Below are 19,654 nucleotides of genomic sequence, written 5' to 3'. Positions count from 1 at the left end.
GTAGAGGGGGGGAGAGAGAGGGAAAGGTGGCGGGCGCCGGAGGCGGCGTGGTTTTCGCCTCCCCCCCCTTCTCCCCCCCCCCCCCCCACCGCGTTCCTGCCGGGTTGCCACCGGCGTGGCTATGTCTGGAGACCCGGCTGGCACAACAGGAGACTCTCCGGGAACCGGCCGTGCCCGGCGGGCGGCGCGCTCCGGCTCTCCAGGGGTTCGGTGAGCGTCCGCAGGACCCGGGCCCGCTCATCGATCCGGCCGGAGACCGTGACACCGACGGCATCGGCGATACGGGTCATCGACTGGGGCTGCCCGGCCTGCTCCTCGATGGTCGCGCTCAGCACGCGGGTGCGGCGGGGTGGTGAAGGCGATCTATCAGCGATCTGTGGGTAGCACGTCGTGTCATTGGCCGGGTTGGCGTCGCCGACTGCGCACTGCCCCGAGCCGAAGGAGCCTCTCGTCATGTCTTCCGCGCATCTGAGCCGACCGTGGGACGTTCACCGGCTGCCCTCCGCCGCAGGCAAGTCCTTCCTGGTCACCGGGGGCAATGCCGGGATCGGCTACTTCGTCGCGGAGCAGCTCGCGGCGACCGGGGCCGTCGTGGTGGTCGGGAGCCGGGACCGGGAGAGGGCCTCCGCCGCCATGGCCTCGATCCGCTCACGCGTCCCCGGCGCGCAACTGCGCCACCTCCAGCTGGACCTCGCCGACCTGGCGTCCGTGCGGACCGTCGCGGACGGGCTCGGACTCGACCGCCTCGACGCGGTGGTTCACAACGCCGGTGTCGCGCTCGACGATCCACCGCGGCGCACGACGAAGGACGGTCACGAGCTGATGTTCGGGGTCAACCACCTGGGGCACGTCGCGCTGACCCGAGGCCTGGCGCCCCTGCTGTCCGCGGCGCCCGCCGCGCGGATCGTGACGGTGGGGAGCTTCGCGGCGCGCTCCGAGCGGCTGGACCCTGACGACCTCCAGTCGGTCCGGGACTACCGCCCCAAGCGCGCCTACGGCCGGTCGAAGCTGGCGCAGATGTCCTTCGCCTTCGAGCTCGACCGCCGGCTGCGCGCCCGCGGCAGCACCGTGCTCAGCCTGGTGGCCCATCCCGGCGGCGCCCTGGATTCCCTGACCCCGCCCCGTGCGGGGGTACACGCGGCAACCCTCGGCGGGCGGTTGCGCGGCCTGCCCGCCGGTCTGCTGCTCCAGGGCAAGGACCGCGGGGCGTGGCCGATCGTCCGGGCCGTCCTGGACCCGCAGGCGCGGGGAGGGCAGCTGTGGGGGCCCAAGGCCTTCGGCCTGCGCGGCACACCGCGGCTGGAGTCGGTTCACGCCCACATGACCGATCCCGCCCTTGCCGCGCGCCTGTGGGACGCCAGCTGCGACGGGGCCGGCGTCGAGTCCCACCTGGCCCTCCTGTAGACGCGGCTCGTGCACGCGGCCATTGGCCGGGTACGACGCTCGGTCCGGCCGGATGCAGCACTCGGTCACAGGTCTGTGGCCGGCGAGTCTGTCCGATGTCGGTGTCGAGGATGAGACCCCGAGTAGCTCTGCGTCGTGTTCCGACTCCGTGGCATCCGGCCACGGAGCCTCCGCAAAAACCCGTTGGCAGACCACGGCGACCACTGCTACTTTTCCGGAGGCCGTGCGAGAGAACGAGGAGGTGGTACCCGTGAACGCAGTATCGACATGGGTGCTCCCCTCCGGGGTCACGGTCGGACGATAGGTCGTCCGGGAGCGCCGTCTCTGAGCACTCCCGAAAGGCACGACCATGCGATTCACTTCTGAACGGCGTCTCGACGGCGATGTCCTCGAGCGCGAGTTCACCCTCGGCGAGATCCCCGGCGTCCTGTGGACGCCTGAATCCGCGTCCGCGTCCGCACCGGTGCCGCTGATCCTGCTCGGCCACCCCCCGCTCGGACTGCGCAAGGTGTACCCCCGGCTGGCGGGGCGGGCCCGGCGCGCCGCGGCGGATGGCTTCGCCGCAGCCACCATCGAGCTCCCCGGAAGCGGTGACCGGCCCCGTTGGGCCGCCGCCGAGCAGGCCCGCGCCGACCTGCGCCGGGCTATGGAGGCCGGCGAGCCGGTCGGCGACGAGATCATCGACGCCCTCATCCTCCCGCTCGTCGAAAAGTCGGTCCCGGAATGGCAGGCCGCCCTGGATGCCCTCCTGTCGCTGCCCGAGATCGGCGGCCCGGTCGGGTACTCGGGGGGAGTGATCTCCATCGGCATCCGGTTGGCGGTGGTCGAGCCCCGCATCGTGGCCGCCGGCTTCTTCGCCGGGAGTCTCGTGCCTCGTGCCATGTTCGAGGAGGCCCGCCGGGTCACCATTCCGCTGCACGTCCTGCTGCAGTGGGACGACGAAGGGAACGACCGGCAGGCGTCCCTGGACCTGTTCGACGCCTTCGGCACGAAAGAGAAGACGCTGCACGCCAATATGGGCGGGCACACGGGCGTCCCGCAGTTCGCAGGGGAGGACGCAGCCGGGTTCTTCGCTCGGCATTTGCGCTAGCCGCGGGTCGGCCCCGCCGCCGGGCCAGTAGACGGTAGGCGGTGTCGGCCAGCACGCCGTTCATCGAGGACAGGTCCCGGCCGTCCTCGATGGCGGTGGCCGGCAGATGCACAACCGCCCCGATCGCGGCGGTCCGATCATCGGCGGTACTGGCCGGTCGGGCCGGCGCTCGGCCACCGACGCCTCCATCGGCTGGGCTCTCGCTGTGGGGCACTCGGCCCGGACCCTGCGGATCGCCGGGCAGGCGACCGGCTCGACCACCATCGCCACGGCGATCCTTCAGTGACGGCTCGACCAACTGGGGAGCGAACAGCACATCTGGCCGTTTCAACCGTCCTTGTCGCCCCGGGCCGTCCGGAGGACGCGGGCTTCGTTCTCGTGGACGAGGTCCTCGTCATTGCGCACATGCAGCAGGCCGTACGAACCCGGCGCCCGGCGGCCGACCTCGCGGAAGAAGTCGAGGACCTCCGTATCGCGGTGATTGCGCCGGCCCCCGAAGTGGAGGAACAGCGCGCCGTTCATCCAGCGCAGATCGACGAGACCGGGGCTTGCGATCCCGTCGATCCGCCGCCGGTTCCCACGCACCCTACGGAGCAGTGGCCGGAAGCCCGCCGCGGTCGAGCAGCTCGTTGAGCCGTGTTACGGGCAGCGACGGATTGGCCGCAGCACCCTCGGCCAGCTCCGGGTCCTCCAGAAGGGACGAGACCAGCTCGAGGGGAAGCAGCGGATTGGCGGCCGCGGCCCGGCGGACACCGGGCTCGGGGTCGGCCAGCAGTCGGACGGGCGGCTCGGCGAGGCTGCTGTCGGCGGCGGCCAGGGTGCGGACATCCGCGTCGGCGTGGTCGAGGAGGTGCCCCAGCCCGGTGCGCGGAAGCCGGGTCAGCGTCAGCAGGTACGGGCGACGGCGCGGCACGGAGATGAAGGCGTCGAGGACGATCGTCGACGGCGCCAGCGGGTGGTTGAGGGCCAGCAGGTGCCGTACCTGTGGATCGGGGTCGGACGCCAAGTCCCGCACCAACTCCCCCGGCAGCCACGCGCACGTCGCGGCGACCCGGCGCAACAGGGGTTCCTCGGATACCGCGCACGCCTCGTACCAGCTCGCCTCCGGCTCCAGGAACATCTCGCCGACCGGACCGACGCACTCGGACGTGTGCCCGACGACCCGGTCGAGGGCGGCGCGCTGCGGCCAGGTCCGCGGAAGCGGCTGCAGCCGGGCCCGGGTTCGTACGGTCTCGTCCGGGTCCTCGGCGAGTACCGCCAGCAGCGCCGGATCCAGATCGGCCCTGGCGGCCACCCGCTCGCGTACCTTCGGATCGGGGTCGCGCGCCAGCCGGGCGACGACGTTGCGGGGCGTGTGGCGGTTGGAGGCGAGCGCCCACAGGTCGCGCCCCTGTGCGAGGCACCGCTCGGCCACCTCCTGGGAGACGGCGTAGTTGACGAGCAGCAGGGCCCGGTAGTGGCAGTCGCGCTCCGGCAGGTCCGCTTCCATCGCTGCCGGATCCAGGTTCCGGTTGCTCTCATGGGCCGCCTCCGACACCGCGGGATCCGGGTCGGCCAGGAGAGCCTCGCGCTGTGCGGGGGTGAGCCACAGCCAGAGACTGGTGGCCTGGGCCCGCAGCCCCGGGTTCGGGTGCTGGACCATCGTGCGGCGGAACGACTGAGGGATCTGCCCGGAAGACGCCAGCTCCTGTTTGATCTCGCCGGCGGTGAGCCGCTGCTCCGGCCAGTCGTCGTTCCGCGCGGTCAGCAGCGTTTCCAGGACGTCGTCGGGGAAGGGCTCGGCCACCTCCAGGCGCGGGCGCGGGCCTGCGGCCAGGGCCGCGCGGGCGAAGGAATCCGGGTCGTCGACCAGCCGCCCGCGCTGTGCGGGAGAGGCGTACCGGTTACGGGCGAAGGCGAGGCGAACCGCCCGCTCCGGGTGGGCGAGTACCGCCTCGACGAGCTCCGGGGGAAGCGTCCTCTCCCCGCAGAGAACCGTCCAGGCGGCGCGCGCCTGCGGGGCCAGGAGACGCAGCAGGACTTCGGACGGAGCGGCCGGGTTGGCGGCGACGCCGCGCAACCACAGCTCGGGGAGAGATGAGGAGGACATCGGAACATCGTTGCAGTGATCAAGACGCGGCATCGGCCGGGGGCATGGTTCCCCGGATTTTCCGCGGAAAATTCCGGAGCCCACCGGCAGCCGGATGCGGCATGCCGGGCACCCGCCGAAATGCAGTGGTCCTGCGGACTCGGCCGAGGTTCGATGTCCCTGCCGCCAAGGACGGCAGTCGCGCGAGCTCCTTCAGACCGCCGACCACCCCGACTCACGCCGGAGACCGACCCTGATGACGGACCAGCCCCATGACGCGACGGCGAGAAAGCGGCATGTCTACCTCGACCCGGACGGGTGCGGCGGAGGCTGGATGTTCGTCATCGTGGCGGCCCCCACCGGCGTCGTCTACCAGAACCAGTGCGGCGGCTACGCCTGCGCGCAGTACGAGCAGGAGGGCTACCTCGTCCCGCTCTACGGAACGGAGCTGGACGAGGACATGAACGAGATCTTCGTTGGCGGGCTGAAGGGATGGGGCATGCGCGGCCGGTCGTGGCCGGCCGGGGTGCTCGACCGGCTACGGGCGGCCGTCGGCTCCCTGGGGATGTACGGCTCCGGTCGCCACGAGGACCCCTACCCGCCGTCGCTGGTCCTCGACGAGTCCCGGCTTTCGGAGGCGGCCGAGGCCTGGCTTCCGGTCGTCACGCCCGACGGTCCCGGCGTACTGGTCTGGGAGAACTCCGACTAGCCGCTGACCGCCCCGCTCTGGGCCAACGATTTTCCGCGGAAAATTTCGAGGGCTTGGCAGAAGAACACCGACGGCACCCAGGCCCACCCGTGGACCAACCGGCCGAGACACGTCCCGCGAACCGGGGCTCGGCGACGCCGCCCGCACCCGCGGGCGTCCGCCATGGTTCCCGCCCCGGGTCTCCGGTCCTGGAGATAGCGTCACTTCGTGGCAGAGCACCCATACGACGACATCGAGATCGAGGCCCCTGACTCCGGTGCCTTGGTGCGCAAGCGCCTGCACATGTTCTTCGGGGCCGGACCTGGGGACCCGAAGCTGGGTGCGAACGTGCTCTCCGTTCTGGGTGAGGACTTGCTTCACACGGTGACCTCCGTTGCCCCGGCACACACCTCGTACGCCCGCATCGAGATCACCGGCGACCGAAGCATCACCGTGTCGGTAGACCAGCCCCACAGGTGGCAAGCATCGGGCACGCCCGCCCTCGGACCTTCCGGCTCCCTGCTCGGCAACGAGTGGTGGTCCCTGTCAGCCGTTGCCGCGCTGTCCGCCGAAGTGACTGTCGAGCTGTGGTGCGGTGGACGGGGATTCAGGCAGGACTGCGCGGGCCTCCGACCGCTCGGCGGAATCCAGGAGTTCCAGCCGCCGGACGGCAGCGGCACACGCGTGAGCTTTGCCCTCGATCCGGCGCACATCGGACCTGACGTCGTCTTCCCCACAGAGCTCGAGCGCGTGAACCTGCACGGCCCACTGCGCTCCGCGCCGTCCGGCCCGGGCCAGCTCCTGATCCGGGACTACCGGCGCGGCCCGGCGGCACGGGACGTGCGGTACCACTGACCTCTCCCCCACAACCGAAGGTCCCTTCTGAGGTTCCGGATTTTCCGCGGAAAATTTCGGGCCACGGTCGGCTGGCAATATCCGTCTCCAGGGCCTCGGACCGGAGGACCGGCAACGCAATCCGGCTACCCCTGGCCCGACCGTGGAGTGATGCCCTCAGCGACCGTTCGGTCGTGCCGGCAGCCACGGGCCGTGGCGGAACACCGGCAGGACAACACCACGATCGGGCTACCTGGCTTCGGAGCAAGGGCCTGGTGGCAGGTGACGTACCGCACCGTTGACCCTGGCCGGCTCCATGCGTCGGGTCCCGTCGACGGGCTCCGGATTTTCCGCGGAAAATCGAAGCCGGGGAAGCCGAGGCCTGTGGGCGTAACGGGCCGGGCCACCTCGACGCAGGCCGACTGCCGATCGCCCGGACTCTGTCAGCCCTCCCCCACCGACGACTCCGCAGGACGGCGACTCGGCCATATGGGCCGTCTCCGGCAGGCTTCGATTTTCCGCGGAAAATCCTCCAAGCGGATCGTGGTCACTCCCGGCGAACCCGGGCCGGTACCGAGAGGTAGGCCAGGTGCTCGGGCTTCCCTTCGATGTCCACGGGCGTCTCGTCGAGGTAGCGGCCACACTCCGCGTGAGCCTCGATGGTGAGGAAGCCGCTCGGGTCGTAGAAGTCAACGAACACGTTGTCGGCGACACCGCCGGGGCCGGAACTCGGGGGCGTCAGCTTCAGCTGGATGTTGTCGGGCCGCTCGCGGGAGCTGGCCGTCCACCCCTGCCCGATCAGGGCTCGGCGAGCCCGCTCCATCGCCTCCGCGGCCTGCGGATGCGTGAGCCCGGTGAGCGTGAAGCCCGCGCTGATCGCCGCCGTGCGGGGCTCGTGCGGAGCGGTGTCCTCCAGGTTGTCGAGGACGTGGGCCAGCCCCCGCCCATGGCAGTCGTAGATGTCGGCCTTGACCCCGAGGCTGTCCCCCAGATCGAGCACCAGCTCGTCCGGCACGCCGAGTGCGTTGTAGACGGCCATTGTCTGGTCGTTCAGATGCTCGGCGGTGGCGGCCGGATCGGCCACCGGGAACGGATCCCCCTCCCAGGCCCCGGTGACCTTCACCCCGCCGAACACCACCGCACCCGCCACCGCGAAGACCACGAGCGCGCGAGCCGCCCTGCGTCCCCGACTACGTTGCCGAAAGCCATTCCCCATGGTTCGTATCGTGGACGGTGCGATCCGGCCGCTTCATGAGTACCCGTACTCAACTCCGCATCCCGTACCCACTCCCCCGCCGGTGCCGCGGCCCCTGATGCGGAGATCGCTTCCTCCCCACCGCCGACCATAGGAACGCGCACGCCGGCTGCTCGCCGGGGCTGTTCGGTTCCAGGGGCGGGTGGGATGTCAGTGGCATCGGGGATGCTCTATGACTGCTGTCATCCAGACCAGGGGGCCTCCAGATGTCGATCCGTATCGCCAGCCGTCGCCGTGCGATGGCGTCACTGACCGCCGCGTTCCCCGGTGCCGAGATCATCGACGTGACCTCCAAGGGACCGGAACCGTGGGTACGGTTCAGCCCGTTCTACCCGCACGGCGGTATCCCGGTCCCCTACAGCGACGGAGTGACCAGCCAGTCCGTGGAAGGGATCTGGCAAGCCCTCAAGGTCTTCCAGGACTCCGACGTCGACCCCGCGAAGCTCGGAGTCACCACGATGAGAGGGCTGAAGCGGACGGTCCGTCGGTACGGCTCCGTCCAAGGCCACCGGACCGGTCTGGACGGTGACCGGCTGCTGCCCTACGAAACGGCTCGACGCCGGATCTACCTGCCGGCCTACCGCTGGATCCTCGAGCACCGAGTCGCCGACCTGGTCGAGCAGCTCAGGCAAAAGGACGACGTCGTACTCCTGGACTACACCACCAACGGGGACGTCACCGACCCCGCCGGCCCGCTGTCCCACGCCGCGCTCATCCAGCTGCACATAGAAGGGCGCTGGCCCAGTGAAAGCGACAGGGGGCTTCCAACGGCATCAGCGGTCGAATGCCATGAGTGATCCGGCGCCGGGCACGTAGGTTGTGTGGTGGCGTCAGGTGGCCACAGCCATGCCAGGGCAGGCAGAGCGACGCGCTCAAGACCCGGTCTCCGTGCCCTGCCGGAGCCGGCTGAGACCCGCCGATTTTCTGCGGAAAATTCTCCGGCCCCGGCAGATGCAGCGGCGTCGGCTCTCCGAGGCATCGCTTCGTCCTCGGTTCCGATGCTCGACGGCAGCTCTTCGACGGAACCGGATTTTCCGCGGAAAATCGCCGACTTCGATCCACGGACCGGATCCGCTGCCCGGGCGCCTTGAGGTGGCGGTCACGGTCGGCGGACCTGCGCCGGCAGGGAGAGGGAGGGCAGGTGCTCCGGCTCCCCGTCGGAGTCCACGGGGGTGTCGCTGGGGTAGCGGACGCACTCCGCGAGCGCGCTGACTTCGAGGAAGCCGTTCCCGTCGTAGTACGCGACGAGGACGGTGCCGGAGACGGCTCCGGGGCCGACGTTCGGCGGCTCGAGCTTCAGCCGGAGGCCATCGAGCTCCTCATAGGAGACGACCTTCCAGCCCTGCCCGGTCAAAGTCTGGCGCGCTCGCAGTGCCGCGTCCACCGCCTGCGGGTGGGTGAGCCCGGTGACGGTGAAGCTCGCGTGGATTGCGGCGGTGCGGGGCTCGGACGGAGGGCTGTCAGACAGGTTGTCAAGGAAGCCCCCGAACCCGCGCCTGTGGCAGCGGTACACGTCGGCCCTGACCCCGAGGCTGCGCTGCAGGTTCAGCACCGGTGCGTCCGGCAGGCTGAGGGCGTCGTAGGCGGCCAGTACCCGGCCGTTGAGGTGTTCAGCGGTGGCGGCCGGATCGGCCACCGGGTACGGCTCCCCCTCGAAGGCCCCGCCGAGCGCCACCGCGCCGAGCACCACCGTGGCCGACAGGGCCAGGCCGGTGAGCAGGATGCCCGCCTTGCGGCGGCGACTGGGGTGCTGAGAACCGTTTTCCATGGCTTTGATCGTGCCCGGGGCCGGACGGCTGCCGCATGAGTAGTCGGCCGTCCGTCACGTGGGTACGCCTACTCAACTCGTCGTTCCGCGCCTGTCGGCGCGGTTGTCAGGTGAGCATCTGGCGTGCCGTTTCGCGGAGCTGGTCGTCGAGGTGCTGTCGCCGACCGGATACCCAGGTGGTGTATTCACTCATCAGGCGGCGTTCGCTGGTGGCCCAGTGCAGGAGCTGCGGTCGCAGGTGCTGGGGGTAGGACGGTTCGATCCGGCGGAGTGCCTGGAGGGCGTGCACGCCCACGGGTCCCATGGGGTCGAGGAGTGCGGTCAGGACCGGGGCGGCGACGGACGGGTCACCGGTGATGTTCACGTGGGCCTGGGCGGCGTGCGGTCGGTACCGGGTGTCTCCGTTGGCGAGGTGGCGCTCGATAAGCGGCAGCAATGGTGCGGCCGCCTCGCCCAGCCGGGCGGCCTCCTTCAGATGCCGTCCGGTGTCGGAGAGCCGCTGTTTCAGCAGGCGCAGGGCGGGGTGTGGGTCGGCGCCGAGGCGGGCCGCGGTCACGGCTGCGGCGATGGAGAAGGTGTCGTCGTCGGCGGTGCGCGCGAGGGTTTCCAGGGCGTCGAGGAGCCCGGTGTCGTGGATGGACCAGTCGCCGAAGCGTTGCAGGAGCGTCGGCGTGGGGTGGCGGTGCGGCAGGTGGATGAGGTCGGGCAGGTGGGGGCGGGCGGCCTCGGGGGAGAGGGCCGGGTAGAGCTCGTCGAGGCCGTGGCCGTCGGGGTGGCGCAGGGCGAGGCGCTGGTGCTCGGGGTACTGGGTGCGGGCGGCGAGGGCGGCCAGTGCCCCCGGCCGGGGGTCGGGGACGTCGGTGAGCAGGCGCCGGTCGCCGAGGTGGCCGAGGAGTTCCTGGGCCTGCCGCTCGGTGCGTGCGTGGGGGAGGAGGCGGTCGCCGAGTGCCGGGTCGGGTGGGAGACGCCCGGCAGCCACCTGGCGATGGCGCCGAGGAGGGTGAACAGGTCCCAGGGGGCGTGGTCGTGCGCCAGGGCGGCGGTGAGCAGGCCGATGGTCTCGTTCCCGCGGTCGCGCCAGACCCCGGAGAGCTGCTGGGCCCGGCGCGAACCGCGGATCTGGTGGTCGCCTCGGGCGATCCAGCCACGGGCCACGGCCATGAGCGCGTCGGCGTCCTCGGCCAGCTCCCACAGACGGCTGTCCACGGTCCCGATCCCGGGGGCGAACTCGCCGCTGTTGACGGAGAGCTCAGGGTCGCCGCCGACCTCGGCCAGCACCGCCACCACGTCGGCCGGGTGCGGCGCTTTCGCCCGCTCCACCAGGCCGATGACGGCGGCCGCGCGGACAGCCGGCACCGGATCCGTGAGCGCCGAACGCAGCCGGGGCTCGACGGCCCGAGGGCCGGGGTCGAGCTGGGTCAGCACGGTCAGCGCCTCCGACCGGACGACGGCGGAGGGGTCGGACTCGAAACAGGCGGTCAGCTCGCGCAGTGCTGTCGGCAGGGTCTTGCCGGTCGCCCGGTCACCTCCGTGGCCACCCGCGCGCACCCCCACACCTCGTCCTCGAACTCCGGCTCCGCTTCCGGACCTCCGATGCCGGCCAGGGCCGCGAGTACGCTCGCCCGCTTGTAGACGCCGTGCACCGCGGCATGCGCGAGGAAGGGGACGGCCGCAACGGCAGCCGACGACACCGAGCCCTGATGCAGCGCTTTGCCGAAGAACTCGTCCATGGCCTTGTGTGCCTGCTCGGGGTCGCTCGAGTACAGGTCGCGCATCCAGCCCGGGACATCGCCAGCGCTCCCGTAGGCGTGTCTCAGCGACGACCAGTCGATGGTGTCCAACTCTTCAGGTGATCTCACCCGCGCACTCTAGACACCGGTACGGACATCGGCCGGGGTGCGGGCAACCGCCGCCTCGTAGCTCAACGATTTTCCGCGGAAAATTCCTGCGCTGGCGACTGGGATCGGCCTTGGACGGAGAGGGGCCACGGGGTGCCGTCCGGCGGCCCCTGAGTTCGCGACGAAACCGGCCGCCCGGGGAAGCGGCGGCATGGGTCTGACGTGCCTTGGCCGTCACCGTTCGAACCAGGTGTTCCTGATGGAGCCTGCCGAGCCGGGACCCAGCCGAGACGAGTACCGGTCATGGTGCCGATGCCAGGAAGGGGAGCCCGACATGGCGGACATGGACGACCTGGCTGGGAGTGGGGCACCACTTTGTACCCTCTGGAGTCGAGACTCCACCAATGACCGCAATTCAGCTGCCGCACATCACGCCATGCTGGAGGCTTTGAATACAAAAGACACCAGTAGATCGATGGTAAACAACACCCGCGCGGATGGCTGACTCATGGCGAAGCGGCGACGTGGCATCACGGTGGCATCACCATTTGACGGTGCCACGGATTCACAGCCCGCCGAGACGATCACGTCGGATCAGACGGTCCGCAGGTTGCTACAGCGGTCCTCACAGATGCGGGGGAGGACCATCGACGTCGCCAGCGGTCGGGTCGCCAACCCAAGTGCGCCTGACGACAGACCCCGGTGTCCGCGGTGGGCGGTTCCAGGGGCCTTCGGCTTCGAGCAGGCAGGATTCCCGGGACCGCCAGGGTACGGTAAGGAGCCGGTGTCGGGCTGCCCGGTGCCCGCGCGAGGGGCCGGGTCAGTGCGGGAGGTGTTGCCCGCAGAGGAGCCGAAGGCCCTGTTCCAGTGCGCTGCGCCGGGTGTCGCTCAGGTCCGCCGTCAGTTCGTCGTCCAGGGTCCGGGCGGCGTGGGCGCAGCGTGAGAGCAGGGTGCGGCCCTCGGGGGTGAGGTTGAGGACCTGCCTGCGGCGGTCCTGAGGGTCTCGGATGCGTTCCAGGGCGCCGAGTTCCTGGAGCTGGTCGGCGAGGGCGACGACCAGGCTCGGGGCGACGCCGAGTCGCCTGGCCAGGCCCTGCTGGGTGGCGGCCTCCCCGCCAGAGCCCCAGAAGCCCCGCACCGTGTAGGTGACGATGACGTACCCGTCGGCGGCGAGCGCACGCTGGGTTGTGATGCGCGAGGCGGGCCGCGCTGCGCGGAGCGCCGCCCAGCTCACGGCGTCCCCTTCTCAGTCGACGCAGGGCACTCCGTTCCCGGCCGGGGCTCCGCCCGTACCCTCACTGGCCAGGATCTCCTTGGCCTTCCCCGGCTCCGCCACCAGCGCCGCCCCACTCCACTGCACCGGCAGCGTCGAGGCCGCCGCCTGCCCCCGTGCGAGTGCGGGCACCTGGCGGACGAAGTCCACCGGGCTCCACCCCTTGTCGACCACCAGGTCGTCCTTCAACGCGTCGTACAGTGCCCCCAGCTTCCCGGCGTCCCCCATCACCCCGCCGTCACGCAGCTTCTGCAGCACTCCCGCGAGGAACGCCTGCGCGCGCCGGGTCCGCCCCAGGTCCGATCCGTCGCCCACTCCGTGCCGTTGCCGGACGAAGGCCAGCGCCTGCGCGGGCCCGAGCTCCGACCGCCCGGCGGGTAGCCTCGCTCCGCTCCACACGTCGTCCACCGCGTGGTTCAGACAGACCGGCACCCCACCGACCGCCTGCGCGATCCGGTAGAACCCGGTCATCGAGACCTCCGCGAAGTGGTCGACCGGCACCCCCGTCAGCTCCTGTACCGACCGGATCAGTGCGGCCCGCCCGGCCTCCCGTCCACGCCAGCGCAGTTCGGCTCCGGAGATCCCTTGGCCCGGCAGCCGAGTCAGCTCCGCAGCCTCGGCCTGCGAGTAGACCTGGTTGATACTCATTCGCTTGCCGTCCGCGTCGACCAGCACGTCCCGGGGAATCGACAGCTGACGCACCGCCCCCCCACCGGCCGGGATGTGCACCAGAACCATGGTGTCCGCGACGTCCACGTTGTCGGCCCCGGCGTGGAGTTCCCCGCGGCGCAGGTCGGCGGGCGCCGGCCGCCCCTGGGCGTCGGTCGTCGACGACAGCCCGATCAGGAGAATGGTCACCCCGTGGTCGAGCGGCGCCGGCGCGCCCGCCGAGGAGGCGGCGGCCAGCGCCCCAGAGGTCCGCCCCGGCACCGCGGACGGGACGGTCAGTACGCTCGCCCCCGCCGCGACGGCCAGCGTCAGCCCGCCGGCCAGCAGCACCGTGCGCCGCCGTCCCCGCCTGCGCCGCCGTCCGGTCGCAAGTCCACCGTCCACCAGCCGGGCAGCCCCGTCCGTTTGGAGGTCGGCGCCGGCCCGTCCGAACACCGCGCTCAACCGCATCTCGAACTCCTCGTCCCCGCCGGTCACTTCACCACTCCACTCACCGAAGATCCGTCCCTGACAACCGACTCGTCCTGCTCGCTCACGGCGCCACCAACTCCGCCAGGTCCGCCCCCAGCAGGGACCGCAGCCGGGCCAGCGCCCGGGTGCACCTGGTCCGAACCGCCGACGAACTGTCCTTGAGGATCGCCGCGGTCTCCTCCACGCTGCGGTCCTCCCAGTACCGGAGCACCACCACCGCCCTGTCCCGCGGCGGTAGCTGGGCCAGCGCATCGACCAGCGCCAGCCGCAGCGCCGCGTCCCGCTCGTGCGCCGACACCTCCGGCAGCACCCGGCTGGGCCGCTCGGTACTGCTGCGCCTGCGCCGGTGCGTCAGGAACGCCCGGACCAGCACCGTCTGTGCGTACCCCGCAGCGTTGTCGATCTTGCCGGCCCAACTCGGCCGGTACAGCCGGTGCCACTGCGCGTACATCTGGCCCAGGGTCTCCTGCACCAGGTCCTCGGCCAGGTGTGCGTCGCCTCCGGTCAGGAAGTACGCCGACCGGTAGAGCGGCCCGGAGCGGGCCGTCGCGAACGCGACGAACTCCTCCTCCATGGCCGCCCGCCGTCGAGCTTTGCCCACTGCTCTCTCCCGTCCCCTCGCGATATCCGCCCTATGACGTCCCGAGGGCACCAGGATGTTTCAGAGAATTTTCGACGGACCGTGAAGTCCCCCCGACCGGCACCCGGGGCGCGCCGGAACAGCAGCCGGCCCGAAGCTCAGCGGCGAGGCCTCGTCGGCCGGTGGGTGGAGGCGGTGCGGGAGGCGAGGACGTGGGCGGCCCGCGCGGCGGCCCGGTCCGTGGTGGCGGTGGGCCGTCGTCGGGCGCGCCGAGGGCCGGGGCAGGGCGGTTCGCCGTGCCCGGGCCCTGGACGTCCTACCAGGGGTGAGGCGGTGCTGGAGGCCGAGCCCGAAGGCCTCCAGCACGGCCGTCTGGTCGTCGGTCGGTGCCGCGTACCAGGACCCGCTCAGGTGCAGGCGTTCCGGAAGCTCGTCCAGCAGCTTGATCTCGGTCAGCCGCCGTCAGGCGGCCGGTTCCTCGGGGTCGAGCGCGGCGGGCCCGCGGTGTCCACAAGGGCGTGCAGCGTACCCACCCGCACCCCGGGTGCCGGGGCCCGGCTGCGGCGGGACCGCCCTCGAACCGGTCGCAGCGGGCACCGCAGAGCCTGACGCCGAGTAGGCAGGGCAGCGGCGAGGACCACGCGTACGCCGAAGGGCGACATCAGACCATCAAGGCCGGTGCCGCCCTTCGGCGTACGGCGGGGCTACACGGTGACCAGGTGCTCCCGGGCACCGCCCTCGACGGCCGTCAGGCAGGCGGTGAACGCCTCCTCCGGCTGCTCCCACGGGCCGGGCACGTCCCGGCCGTCCAGGTAAAGCCGCAGCGGACGGCCAGGTGGTTGAGTCGCGTGACTGCTCCTTCGAGACAGGGGCGAAGCGGTGCCGTCGCCTAACTGGTGGGCGCGGGCAGGCAGGTGTAGGTGACGGTGGCGGCGCCGGCGGAGGTGATGACGGTCAGGTTCGCGGCACCTGCCGTCCCAGGCGGGGACTGGAGAGTGAGGGTGGTGTCCGAGATGACGTTGAACGCCATCGGCACACCGCCCAGGGCCACCTGGTTGGCTGTGGTGAGGCCGGTACCGGTGAGGGTGATCGGTGTACCGCCGGCGACCGGTCCGGAGCCGGGGCTGAGGGCCGTCACGGTGGGGGCGTCCAGATAGGTGTAGGTGAGGTTGCGGGCCGTCCCGCCGGCGGAGGTGACGCTGACGGGGACGGACCCTGCGGTGGTGCCGGGCGGGGCGGTGACGGTCAGCTGGGTGTCAGAGACCACGGTGGGACGCACCGGGGTTGCCCCGAAGGTGACCGAGTGGGCGGTCCGCAGGCCGATGCCGGAGATGGTCACGCTGGTGCCGCCGGCGATGGGCCCGGATATCGGGTCGATGCCCGTCACCGTCGGAGGGGGGACGTACTGGAACAGCGCCTGGTTGCTGGTACCCCCGGGCGCCACGACCGTGACCGGGACCGTACCGGAACCAGGTGGGCTGATGACAGTGAGCTGGTTGGCCGTGTCAGCGCTGACGGACGCCTGACGGGGACCGAAGTTCACTGCGGCGGCGCCCGTCAGGTTGACCCCGGTGATGGTGACCGCGGTGCCGCCTTCGATGGGGCCGGCATGAGGGCTGATGGCACGGAGCTTCTCGATCACGGTGACGGCGTTCGCGCCGTTGTCGGTCGCATAACTGGACAGCCCGTTGGGAGTGACGGCCACCCGGGAGGGGGAGGCGCCCACAGCGAGGGTGTCCGTCACGGTGTTGGTGGCCGTGTTGATCACGCTCACCGAGTTCGAGCCGAAGTTGACCACCCAGATCTGGGAGCCGTCCGGGCTGCTCGCCGCGCCAGCCGGATTGGTGCCCACCGGGATGGGGGAGCCGACCACGGTATCGGCAGCCGTCAGATGTCTTCGGGCCCGGCACTGAGGCGTCTGACGGATGCCACCGGTCTGGGCCGGAAAGCGCCGGACGTGCTGCATCGGAACGCCGGGAGCCCTGCCCGTCAGTCTGAAGGACTCGCCCTCCCGCCACCGCCGCCAGATCTCATCCTGCTGGGCCGCCGAGAATCCGAGGTCATGCACGTGCATCTCCACCCGAACGTGGTCATCCATGCGGTGATGCAGCGACCCTTTGAGCCCGCCGAGGTTTCTTGACGACTCGGGAGCCTGGGCGATGCGGATGAGCTTCCGCGACGGCCCGAGCGAAGTCGCCCTGGTGCGGGTTGGGCGAGGTCGAGAAGGAGGGTGCGGGAGCGAAGGCCTCACGCGTTGGACGGCCGATTCCGGAAGCCCGAACAAAACCCTCTTGCCAAATGGTCAAGAAGTATTGACCATTGGGTGCATGCCTACCGATGATCTTCCCGAGACGTTCCACGTCACCACTGACGAGCAGCTACGCGCCGTCTCCAACCTCACGCGTCACCGGATCATGGCCGTGCTCCGCTTCGAGCCCGCGACGATCACGCAGATCGCCGAGCGAGTGGGCCTCGCGAAGGGGAGTTCCAGCTACCACGTACGGCTGCTCGAACGGGCCGGCCTGGTGAAGGTGGTGCGAACGCGGAAGGTCCGGGGAGTCACCGAGCGGTACTACGCGATGGCCGCGCGGGCGATCGTGCTGCCGGATCCGGGCGAGGGCGGGCCGGATGTGCTGATGCGGCATGCGGTGGCGGACCTGGAGGCCGCGCCGGTGGATGGTGAGCGGCACGTACGGATGGCGCATCTGCGGCTCACCGAGGAGCAGTTCTCGGAGCTGGGGGCGCGGCTGCAGGCGCTGGCGGACGAGTACCGGGAGCTGTCCGATCCGTCGCTGCCGGACGCGTCGCTCGTCTTCGCACTGTTCCACCCGGCATCGCGCGCGCAGGCCGAAGGGGACGCCAAGTGACCTCAGACGTTCGGAAGTTGCCGACCGGGTTCGGACGGCTGTGGACCGCGCAGACGGTGTCCTCGCTCGGTGACGGGGTGACTCATGCTGCGTTGCCGCTGGTCGCGTTGACGTTGACGCGGGATCCGATGGCGCTCGCCGTCGTCACGGCCGCCGGAACGCTGCCGTGGCTGCTCTTCGGGGTGCTCGGCGGTGCGCTGGTGGACCGCTGGGACCGTCGGCGCACGATGTGGGTCACGGACGCGGCGCGTGCGGTGCTGCTCGCGATACCGGCGACAGCGGCCGCGCTCGACGTGCTGAGCATTCCACTGCTCGCGGCCGTCGCCTTCCTGCTCGGCCTCGGCGGACTCTTCTTCGACACGGCCGCCACGGCCTATCTGCCGGATCTGCTCGGCCGCGACCCCGCGCTCCTGGAGCGCGCCAACTCCCGCCTGCGCGGCGCCCAGACCGCCGCGTCCGGCTTCGCCGGGCCGCCTGCGGGCAGTGCCCTGCTCGCGCTCGGGCGGTCGGTTCCGCTGCTCGCCGACGCGGTGTCGTTCGTGCTCTCCGCGCTGCTCGTACGGTCGCTGCCCGCCGCACCCCGGCCCGTACCGCAGGCCCGTGAGTCGCTGCTGCGGCAGGCGCGGGCCGGTGCCTCGTACGTATTCCGGGATCGCTTGCTGCTCGGGCTCGCGCTGCGTCCGGCGGTCGGGAACATCGCCTTCCTCGCCGTGGAGACCGTACTCGCCCTCTTCGCGCGCGACCGGCTCGGCATCGGCACCTTCGGCTTCGGCCTGCTCCTCACGGCGGAGGCCACCGGCGGTCTGCTCGGCGCGGGCATCGCCTCCTCCCTCCGCCGACGACTCGGCACCGGCACAGCACTGACCTGCACGGCCGCCGCCGAGGGGCTTGCCATCCTGGGCCTTGCCGCCGCCCCGAACCCGTACGTCGCCGGCCTCGCGCTCGCCGTCTGCGGTGCGGGCATGGGCGCCACGATGGTGCTCGGCCCCTCCCTCCGACAGGCGATCGTCCCCGCCCACCTGATGGGCCGGGTCGCCTCCACCTCCCGCATGCTCGGCATGTGCGCCGCCCCGTTCGGCGCTTTCCTCGGCGGCTGGCTGGCGACCGCCTACGACGTACGCACCCCGCTCTACACCGCCGCCGGCCTCCTCCTCGCCATGACCGCCGTCACGTCGACCATGACCAGCAACCGCCGGGTCGAGGCGGCGTTGCGTGCCGCCGCCCCGGCCGATGATCCAGATCGCCAGGAATCCGGGGACCTCGTTCAGCAGGGTGCCTCCGTCATCGGCGTGGGATGAGTACGCCTGCGGAGCGGAGTCTGGCCTCGGTGAGCGCGGTCAGGCGGGATGAGACCGGTGCCTGGTCCTCGCGGTGGTTGTTGATCAGCCGGTACTGGGCGGAGGCCTTGGTCCAGGCTCGCCGGCTGGTGGGACTCCCCAGCAGCGCGGGGTCGGCGCGGGCGTCGGCGAACTGGCTGGCGTCCGGACCTGCACCGGTCGCAGCAACTCCTCCGACCCGTACCGCCGGTAGCCGGAGGCGTCGCGCTGCGGCTCGTCGACCAGCCCGTGCCGGTGGTAGTGCCGCACCGAGACGCGCCGGCGCGGTTCTCCGGCCTGCTGGAGAGGAAGGCACGGCCCGGGTTCGCGTTCTGTCCGACGCACGACCGGATGGGGCCGGCCCTCGAAGCGCACGGGTCCCGGGCGTTCAGCCCGTCGGCCGCGCCGGGTCGGCCTGCCCGCCGCCGAACACCTCGCTGACGAGCCGCTGTTGGGCTGCCTGGAAGGCCGGTGCTATGGACATGTCGGCGTCGTCCACGTAGTTCAGCCCGGCGGTCATGGTCGTGCGGCCGTCGGGCGTGCTGTACATCAGCGCCGCCGAGCCGATGGTGGCGCCGTTGTGGTGGAAGACGGTGCCGCCGCCGGGGCCCAGGTCCTGGGCGAACACCCCCAGGCCGTAGCCGATCGTGGCCTCCGGTGTACGCATCTCGGCCAGCAGTCCGGCCGGCAGGAGCCTGCCGCCCATCAGTGCGGAGAAGTACGTGTGCAAGTCCTTGGTGGTCGAGATCATGTCGCCGCCGGCCGAGACCCAGGAAGGGTTGTGGCGGGTGACGTCGACCGTCTTCTCCTGCCCGGTGTCCTCGTAGCGGTAGTAGCCGTGGTTGTGGGGCGCGGGGACCTCCGGCGAGGTGCCCGGCGCCACGGTTCCGGTCATCCCCAGCGGCCGCAGGATCAGCCGCTGCAGCTCCTCGGCGAACGACCGGCCGGTGACGCTCTCGATCACCAGCCGGGCCAGCACGTAGTTGGTGTTGGAGTAGCTCCAGCCCGCCCCCGGTGCGAACCGCGCCGGCTTGGACAGCGACAGCCGCACCAGCTCTTCGGGCAGGTAGGTGTGGAATCGCCTGTCCACCCACTCCTTGCCCCGCCAGGGGACCCCGGGCGCGACCGTCCCGTCCTCGTAGAGCTCGCCGGTGTGGCTGAAGATCCCGCTGGTGTGCTGCAGCAGCATCCGCACCGTGATCCGCCGGTCCAGCCCGAACCCGGGCAGGTAGTCGTCGACCGGGGCGTCCAGGCCGAGCATGCCCTCGGCCACCAGCGTGAGCACCGCGGTCGCGATGAAGTTCTTGGTGCTGCTGCCGATGCGGAAGTGTCCGTCGGTCAGCGGCTCGGCGCTCCGGCCGAGCTCGCGTGCCCCGGCACTGCCGACCCACTCGCCCTGCGCGTCGTTCACCTGCAGCTGCACCCCGAGAACACCGGACTCGACGATCTCCTCGATCGCCTTCTGCAGCTCCGGGCGATCCTGCCCCTGACCGGGAAGGGAGATGGACATGTGTGCTCCTTCGGATCCGCTGC

The 19,654-nt window shown here is 71.2% G+C and carries 22 protein-coding genes and 1 pseudogene; 8 read left to right on the top strand and 15 right to left on the bottom strand.

Annotation, left to right across the window (positions count from 1 at the left end; all coding sequences use genetic code 11):
• Positions 1-119 precede the first annotated feature (119 nt).
• Positions 120-335: a hypothetical protein gene (locus ACFQ87_RS25055; RefSeq protein ID WP_380613037.1), complete on the bottom strand. Its 216-nt coding sequence runs from the start codon at positions 333-335 to the stop codon at positions 120-122.
• Positions 336-453: 118 nt separating this feature from the next.
• Between ACFQ87_RS25055 and ACFQ87_RS25050 the strand changes: the two genes are divergently transcribed.
• From ACFQ87_RS25050 to ACFQ87_RS25040, 3 genes are all read left to right on the top strand, one after another.
• Entirely contained in the window at positions 454-1,404 is a 951-nt protein-coding gene (locus ACFQ87_RS25050) for an SDR family NAD(P)-dependent oxidoreductase (protein WP_380613036.1), read from the top strand.
• A 349-nt stretch (positions 1,405-1,753) separates the two neighbouring features.
• Positions 1,754-2,494: an alpha/beta hydrolase gene (locus ACFQ87_RS25045; protein ID WP_380613035.1), complete on the top strand. Its 741-nt coding sequence runs from the start codon at positions 1,754-1,756 to the stop codon at positions 2,492-2,494.
• 106 nt (positions 2,495-2,600) lie between these two features.
• Positions 2,601-2,780 (top strand): hypothetical protein, encoded by a 180-nt coding sequence (locus tag ACFQ87_RS25040; RefSeq protein WP_380613034.1) that lies wholly within the window; start codon positions 2,601-2,603, stop codon positions 2,778-2,780.
• Between the two features lie 41 nt (positions 2,781-2,821).
• On the opposite strand, the gene ACFQ87_RS25035 is transcribed toward ACFQ87_RS25040, so the two are convergent.
• Together ACFQ87_RS25035 and ACFQ87_RS25030 are read right to left on the bottom strand one after the other, a co-directional pair.
• Positions 2,822-3,079 (bottom strand): Imm7 family immunity protein, encoded by a 258-nt coding sequence (locus tag ACFQ87_RS25035; protein ID WP_380613033.1) that lies wholly within the window; start codon positions 3,077-3,079, stop codon positions 2,822-2,824.
• Position 3,080: 1 nt separating this feature from the next.
• Positions 3,081-4,583: a hypothetical protein gene (locus ACFQ87_RS25030; RefSeq protein WP_380613032.1), complete on the bottom strand. Its 1,503-nt coding sequence runs from the start codon at positions 4,581-4,583 to the stop codon at positions 3,081-3,083.
• A 313-nt stretch (positions 4,584-4,896) separates the two neighbouring features.
• Between ACFQ87_RS25030 and ACFQ87_RS25025 the strand changes: the two genes are divergently transcribed.
• Together ACFQ87_RS25025 and ACFQ87_RS25020 are read left to right on the top strand one after the other, a co-directional pair.
• Positions 4,897-5,271: a DUF6210 family protein gene (locus ACFQ87_RS25025; RefSeq protein ID WP_380613031.1), complete on the top strand. Its 375-nt coding sequence runs from the start codon at positions 4,897-4,899 to the stop codon at positions 5,269-5,271.
• 207 nt (positions 5,272-5,478) lie between these two features.
• Positions 5,479-6,105, top strand: coding sequence for a hypothetical protein (locus tag ACFQ87_RS25020; RefSeq protein ID WP_380613030.1), 627 nt, complete (start codon positions 5,479-5,481; stop codon positions 6,103-6,105).
• Between the two features lie 526 nt (positions 6,106-6,631).
• On the opposite strand, the gene ACFQ87_RS25015 is transcribed toward ACFQ87_RS25020, so the two are convergent.
• Positions 6,632-7,246 carry a hypothetical protein gene (locus ACFQ87_RS25015; RefSeq protein ID WP_380613029.1) on the bottom strand — a complete coding sequence of 205 codons (615 nt, stop codon included), beginning with the start codon at positions 7,244-7,246 and terminating at the stop codon, positions 6,632-6,634.
• A 299-nt stretch (positions 7,247-7,545) separates the two neighbouring features.
• On the opposite strand from ACFQ87_RS25015, the gene ACFQ87_RS25010 reads away from it, so the two are divergent.
• The gene (locus ACFQ87_RS25010) at positions 7,546-8,136 is read left to right on the top strand and encodes a DUF6939 family protein (protein WP_380613028.1); all 591 of its coding nucleotides are present in this window, start codon (positions 7,546-7,548) and stop codon (positions 8,134-8,136) included.
• Positions 8,137-8,438: 302 nt separating this feature from the next.
• Here the strand turns inward: ACFQ87_RS25010 and ACFQ87_RS25005 are convergent, their stop codons facing one another.
• The 9 genes and pseudogenes from ACFQ87_RS25005 to ACFQ87_RS24965 form a co-directional block, all read right to left on the bottom strand.
• Complete coding sequence (locus tag ACFQ87_RS25005; protein ID WP_380613027.1) at positions 8,439-9,107, bottom strand: hypothetical protein; 669 nt, start codon at positions 9,105-9,107, stop codon at positions 8,439-8,441.
• 106 nt (positions 9,108-9,213) lie between these two features.
• Positions 9,214-10,086 (bottom strand): hypothetical protein, encoded by an 873-nt coding sequence (locus ACFQ87_RS25000; RefSeq protein WP_380613066.1) that lies wholly within the window; start codon positions 10,084-10,086, stop codon positions 9,214-9,216.
• Positions 10,087-10,421: 335 nt separating this feature from the next.
• Positions 10,422-10,532: pseudogene (locus tag ACFQ87_RS24995) on the bottom strand (hypothetical protein); the annotation flags it as partial.
• 53 nt (positions 10,533-10,585) lie between these two features.
• On the bottom strand, positions 10,586-10,948 hold the full coding sequence (locus ACFQ87_RS24990; RefSeq protein WP_380613026.1) for a hypothetical protein: 363 nt from the start codon (positions 10,946-10,948) through the stop codon (positions 10,586-10,588).
• 426 nt (positions 10,949-11,374) lie between these two features.
• A complete protein-coding gene (locus ACFQ87_RS24985; RefSeq protein ID WP_380613025.1) occupies positions 11,375-11,533 on the bottom strand; it encodes a hypothetical protein in 159 nt (52 codons plus the stop codon).
• Between the two features lie 232 nt (positions 11,534-11,765).
• Positions 11,766-12,179, bottom strand: a complete 414-nt coding sequence (locus ACFQ87_RS24980; RefSeq protein WP_380613024.1) for a MarR family winged helix-turn-helix transcriptional regulator — start codon at positions 12,177-12,179, stop codon at positions 11,766-11,768.
• Positions 12,180-12,191: 12 nt separating this feature from the next.
• The gene (locus ACFQ87_RS24975; protein WP_380613023.1) at positions 12,192-13,364 is read right to left on the bottom strand and encodes an LCP family protein; all 1,173 of its coding nucleotides are present in this window, start codon (positions 13,362-13,364) and stop codon (positions 12,192-12,194) included.
• 55 nt (positions 13,365-13,419) lie between these two features.
• Positions 13,420-13,932: a SigE family RNA polymerase sigma factor gene (locus ACFQ87_RS24970; protein WP_380613060.1), complete on the bottom strand. Its 513-nt coding sequence runs from the start codon at positions 13,930-13,932 to the stop codon at positions 13,420-13,422.
• A gap of 895 nt (positions 13,933-14,827) precedes the next feature.
• Positions 14,828-15,790 carry an IPT/TIG domain-containing protein gene (locus tag ACFQ87_RS24965; RefSeq protein WP_380613022.1) on the bottom strand — a complete coding sequence of 321 codons (963 nt, stop codon included), beginning with the start codon at positions 15,788-15,790 and terminating at the stop codon, positions 14,828-14,830.
• Positions 15,791-16,265: 475 nt separating this feature from the next.
• Between ACFQ87_RS24965 and ACFQ87_RS24960 the strand changes: the two genes are divergently transcribed.
• Both ACFQ87_RS24960 and ACFQ87_RS24955 read left to right on the top strand, forming a co-directional pair.
• The gene (locus ACFQ87_RS24960; protein WP_380613021.1) at positions 16,266-16,805 is read left to right on the top strand and encodes an ArsR/SmtB family transcription factor; all 540 of its coding nucleotides are present in this window, start codon (positions 16,266-16,268) and stop codon (positions 16,803-16,805) included.
• Positions 16,802-18,103, top strand: a complete 1,302-nt coding sequence (locus ACFQ87_RS24955) for an MFS transporter (protein WP_380613020.1) — start codon at positions 16,802-16,804, stop codon at positions 18,101-18,103. Before ACFQ87_RS24960 ends, ACFQ87_RS24955 begins: the two co-directional genes overlap by 4 nt.
• A gap of 84 nt (positions 18,104-18,187) precedes the next feature.
• Here ACFQ87_RS24955 and ACFQ87_RS24950 read toward each other — a convergent pair whose 3' ends face one another.
• Together ACFQ87_RS24950 and ACFQ87_RS24945 are read right to left on the bottom strand one after the other, a co-directional pair.
• Positions 18,188-18,391: a hypothetical protein gene (locus tag ACFQ87_RS24950; protein WP_380613059.1), complete on the bottom strand. Its 204-nt coding sequence runs from the start codon at positions 18,389-18,391 to the stop codon at positions 18,188-18,190.
• Between the two features lie 118 nt (positions 18,392-18,509).
• Complete coding sequence (locus ACFQ87_RS24945; protein ID WP_380613019.1) at positions 18,510-19,631, bottom strand: serine hydrolase domain-containing protein; 1,122 nt, start codon at positions 19,629-19,631, stop codon at positions 18,510-18,512.
• Positions 19,632-19,654 lie beyond the last annotated feature (23 nt).

The sequence above is a fragment of the Kitasatospora sp. NPDC056531 genome, assembly GCF_042794375.1.
GTDB lineage: Bacteria > Actinomycetota > Actinomycetes > Streptomycetales > Streptomycetaceae > Kitasatospora.
The sequence above is the reverse complement of the archived record's forward strand: the minus strand, read 5'-3'. Positions and strand labels throughout refer to the sequence as shown.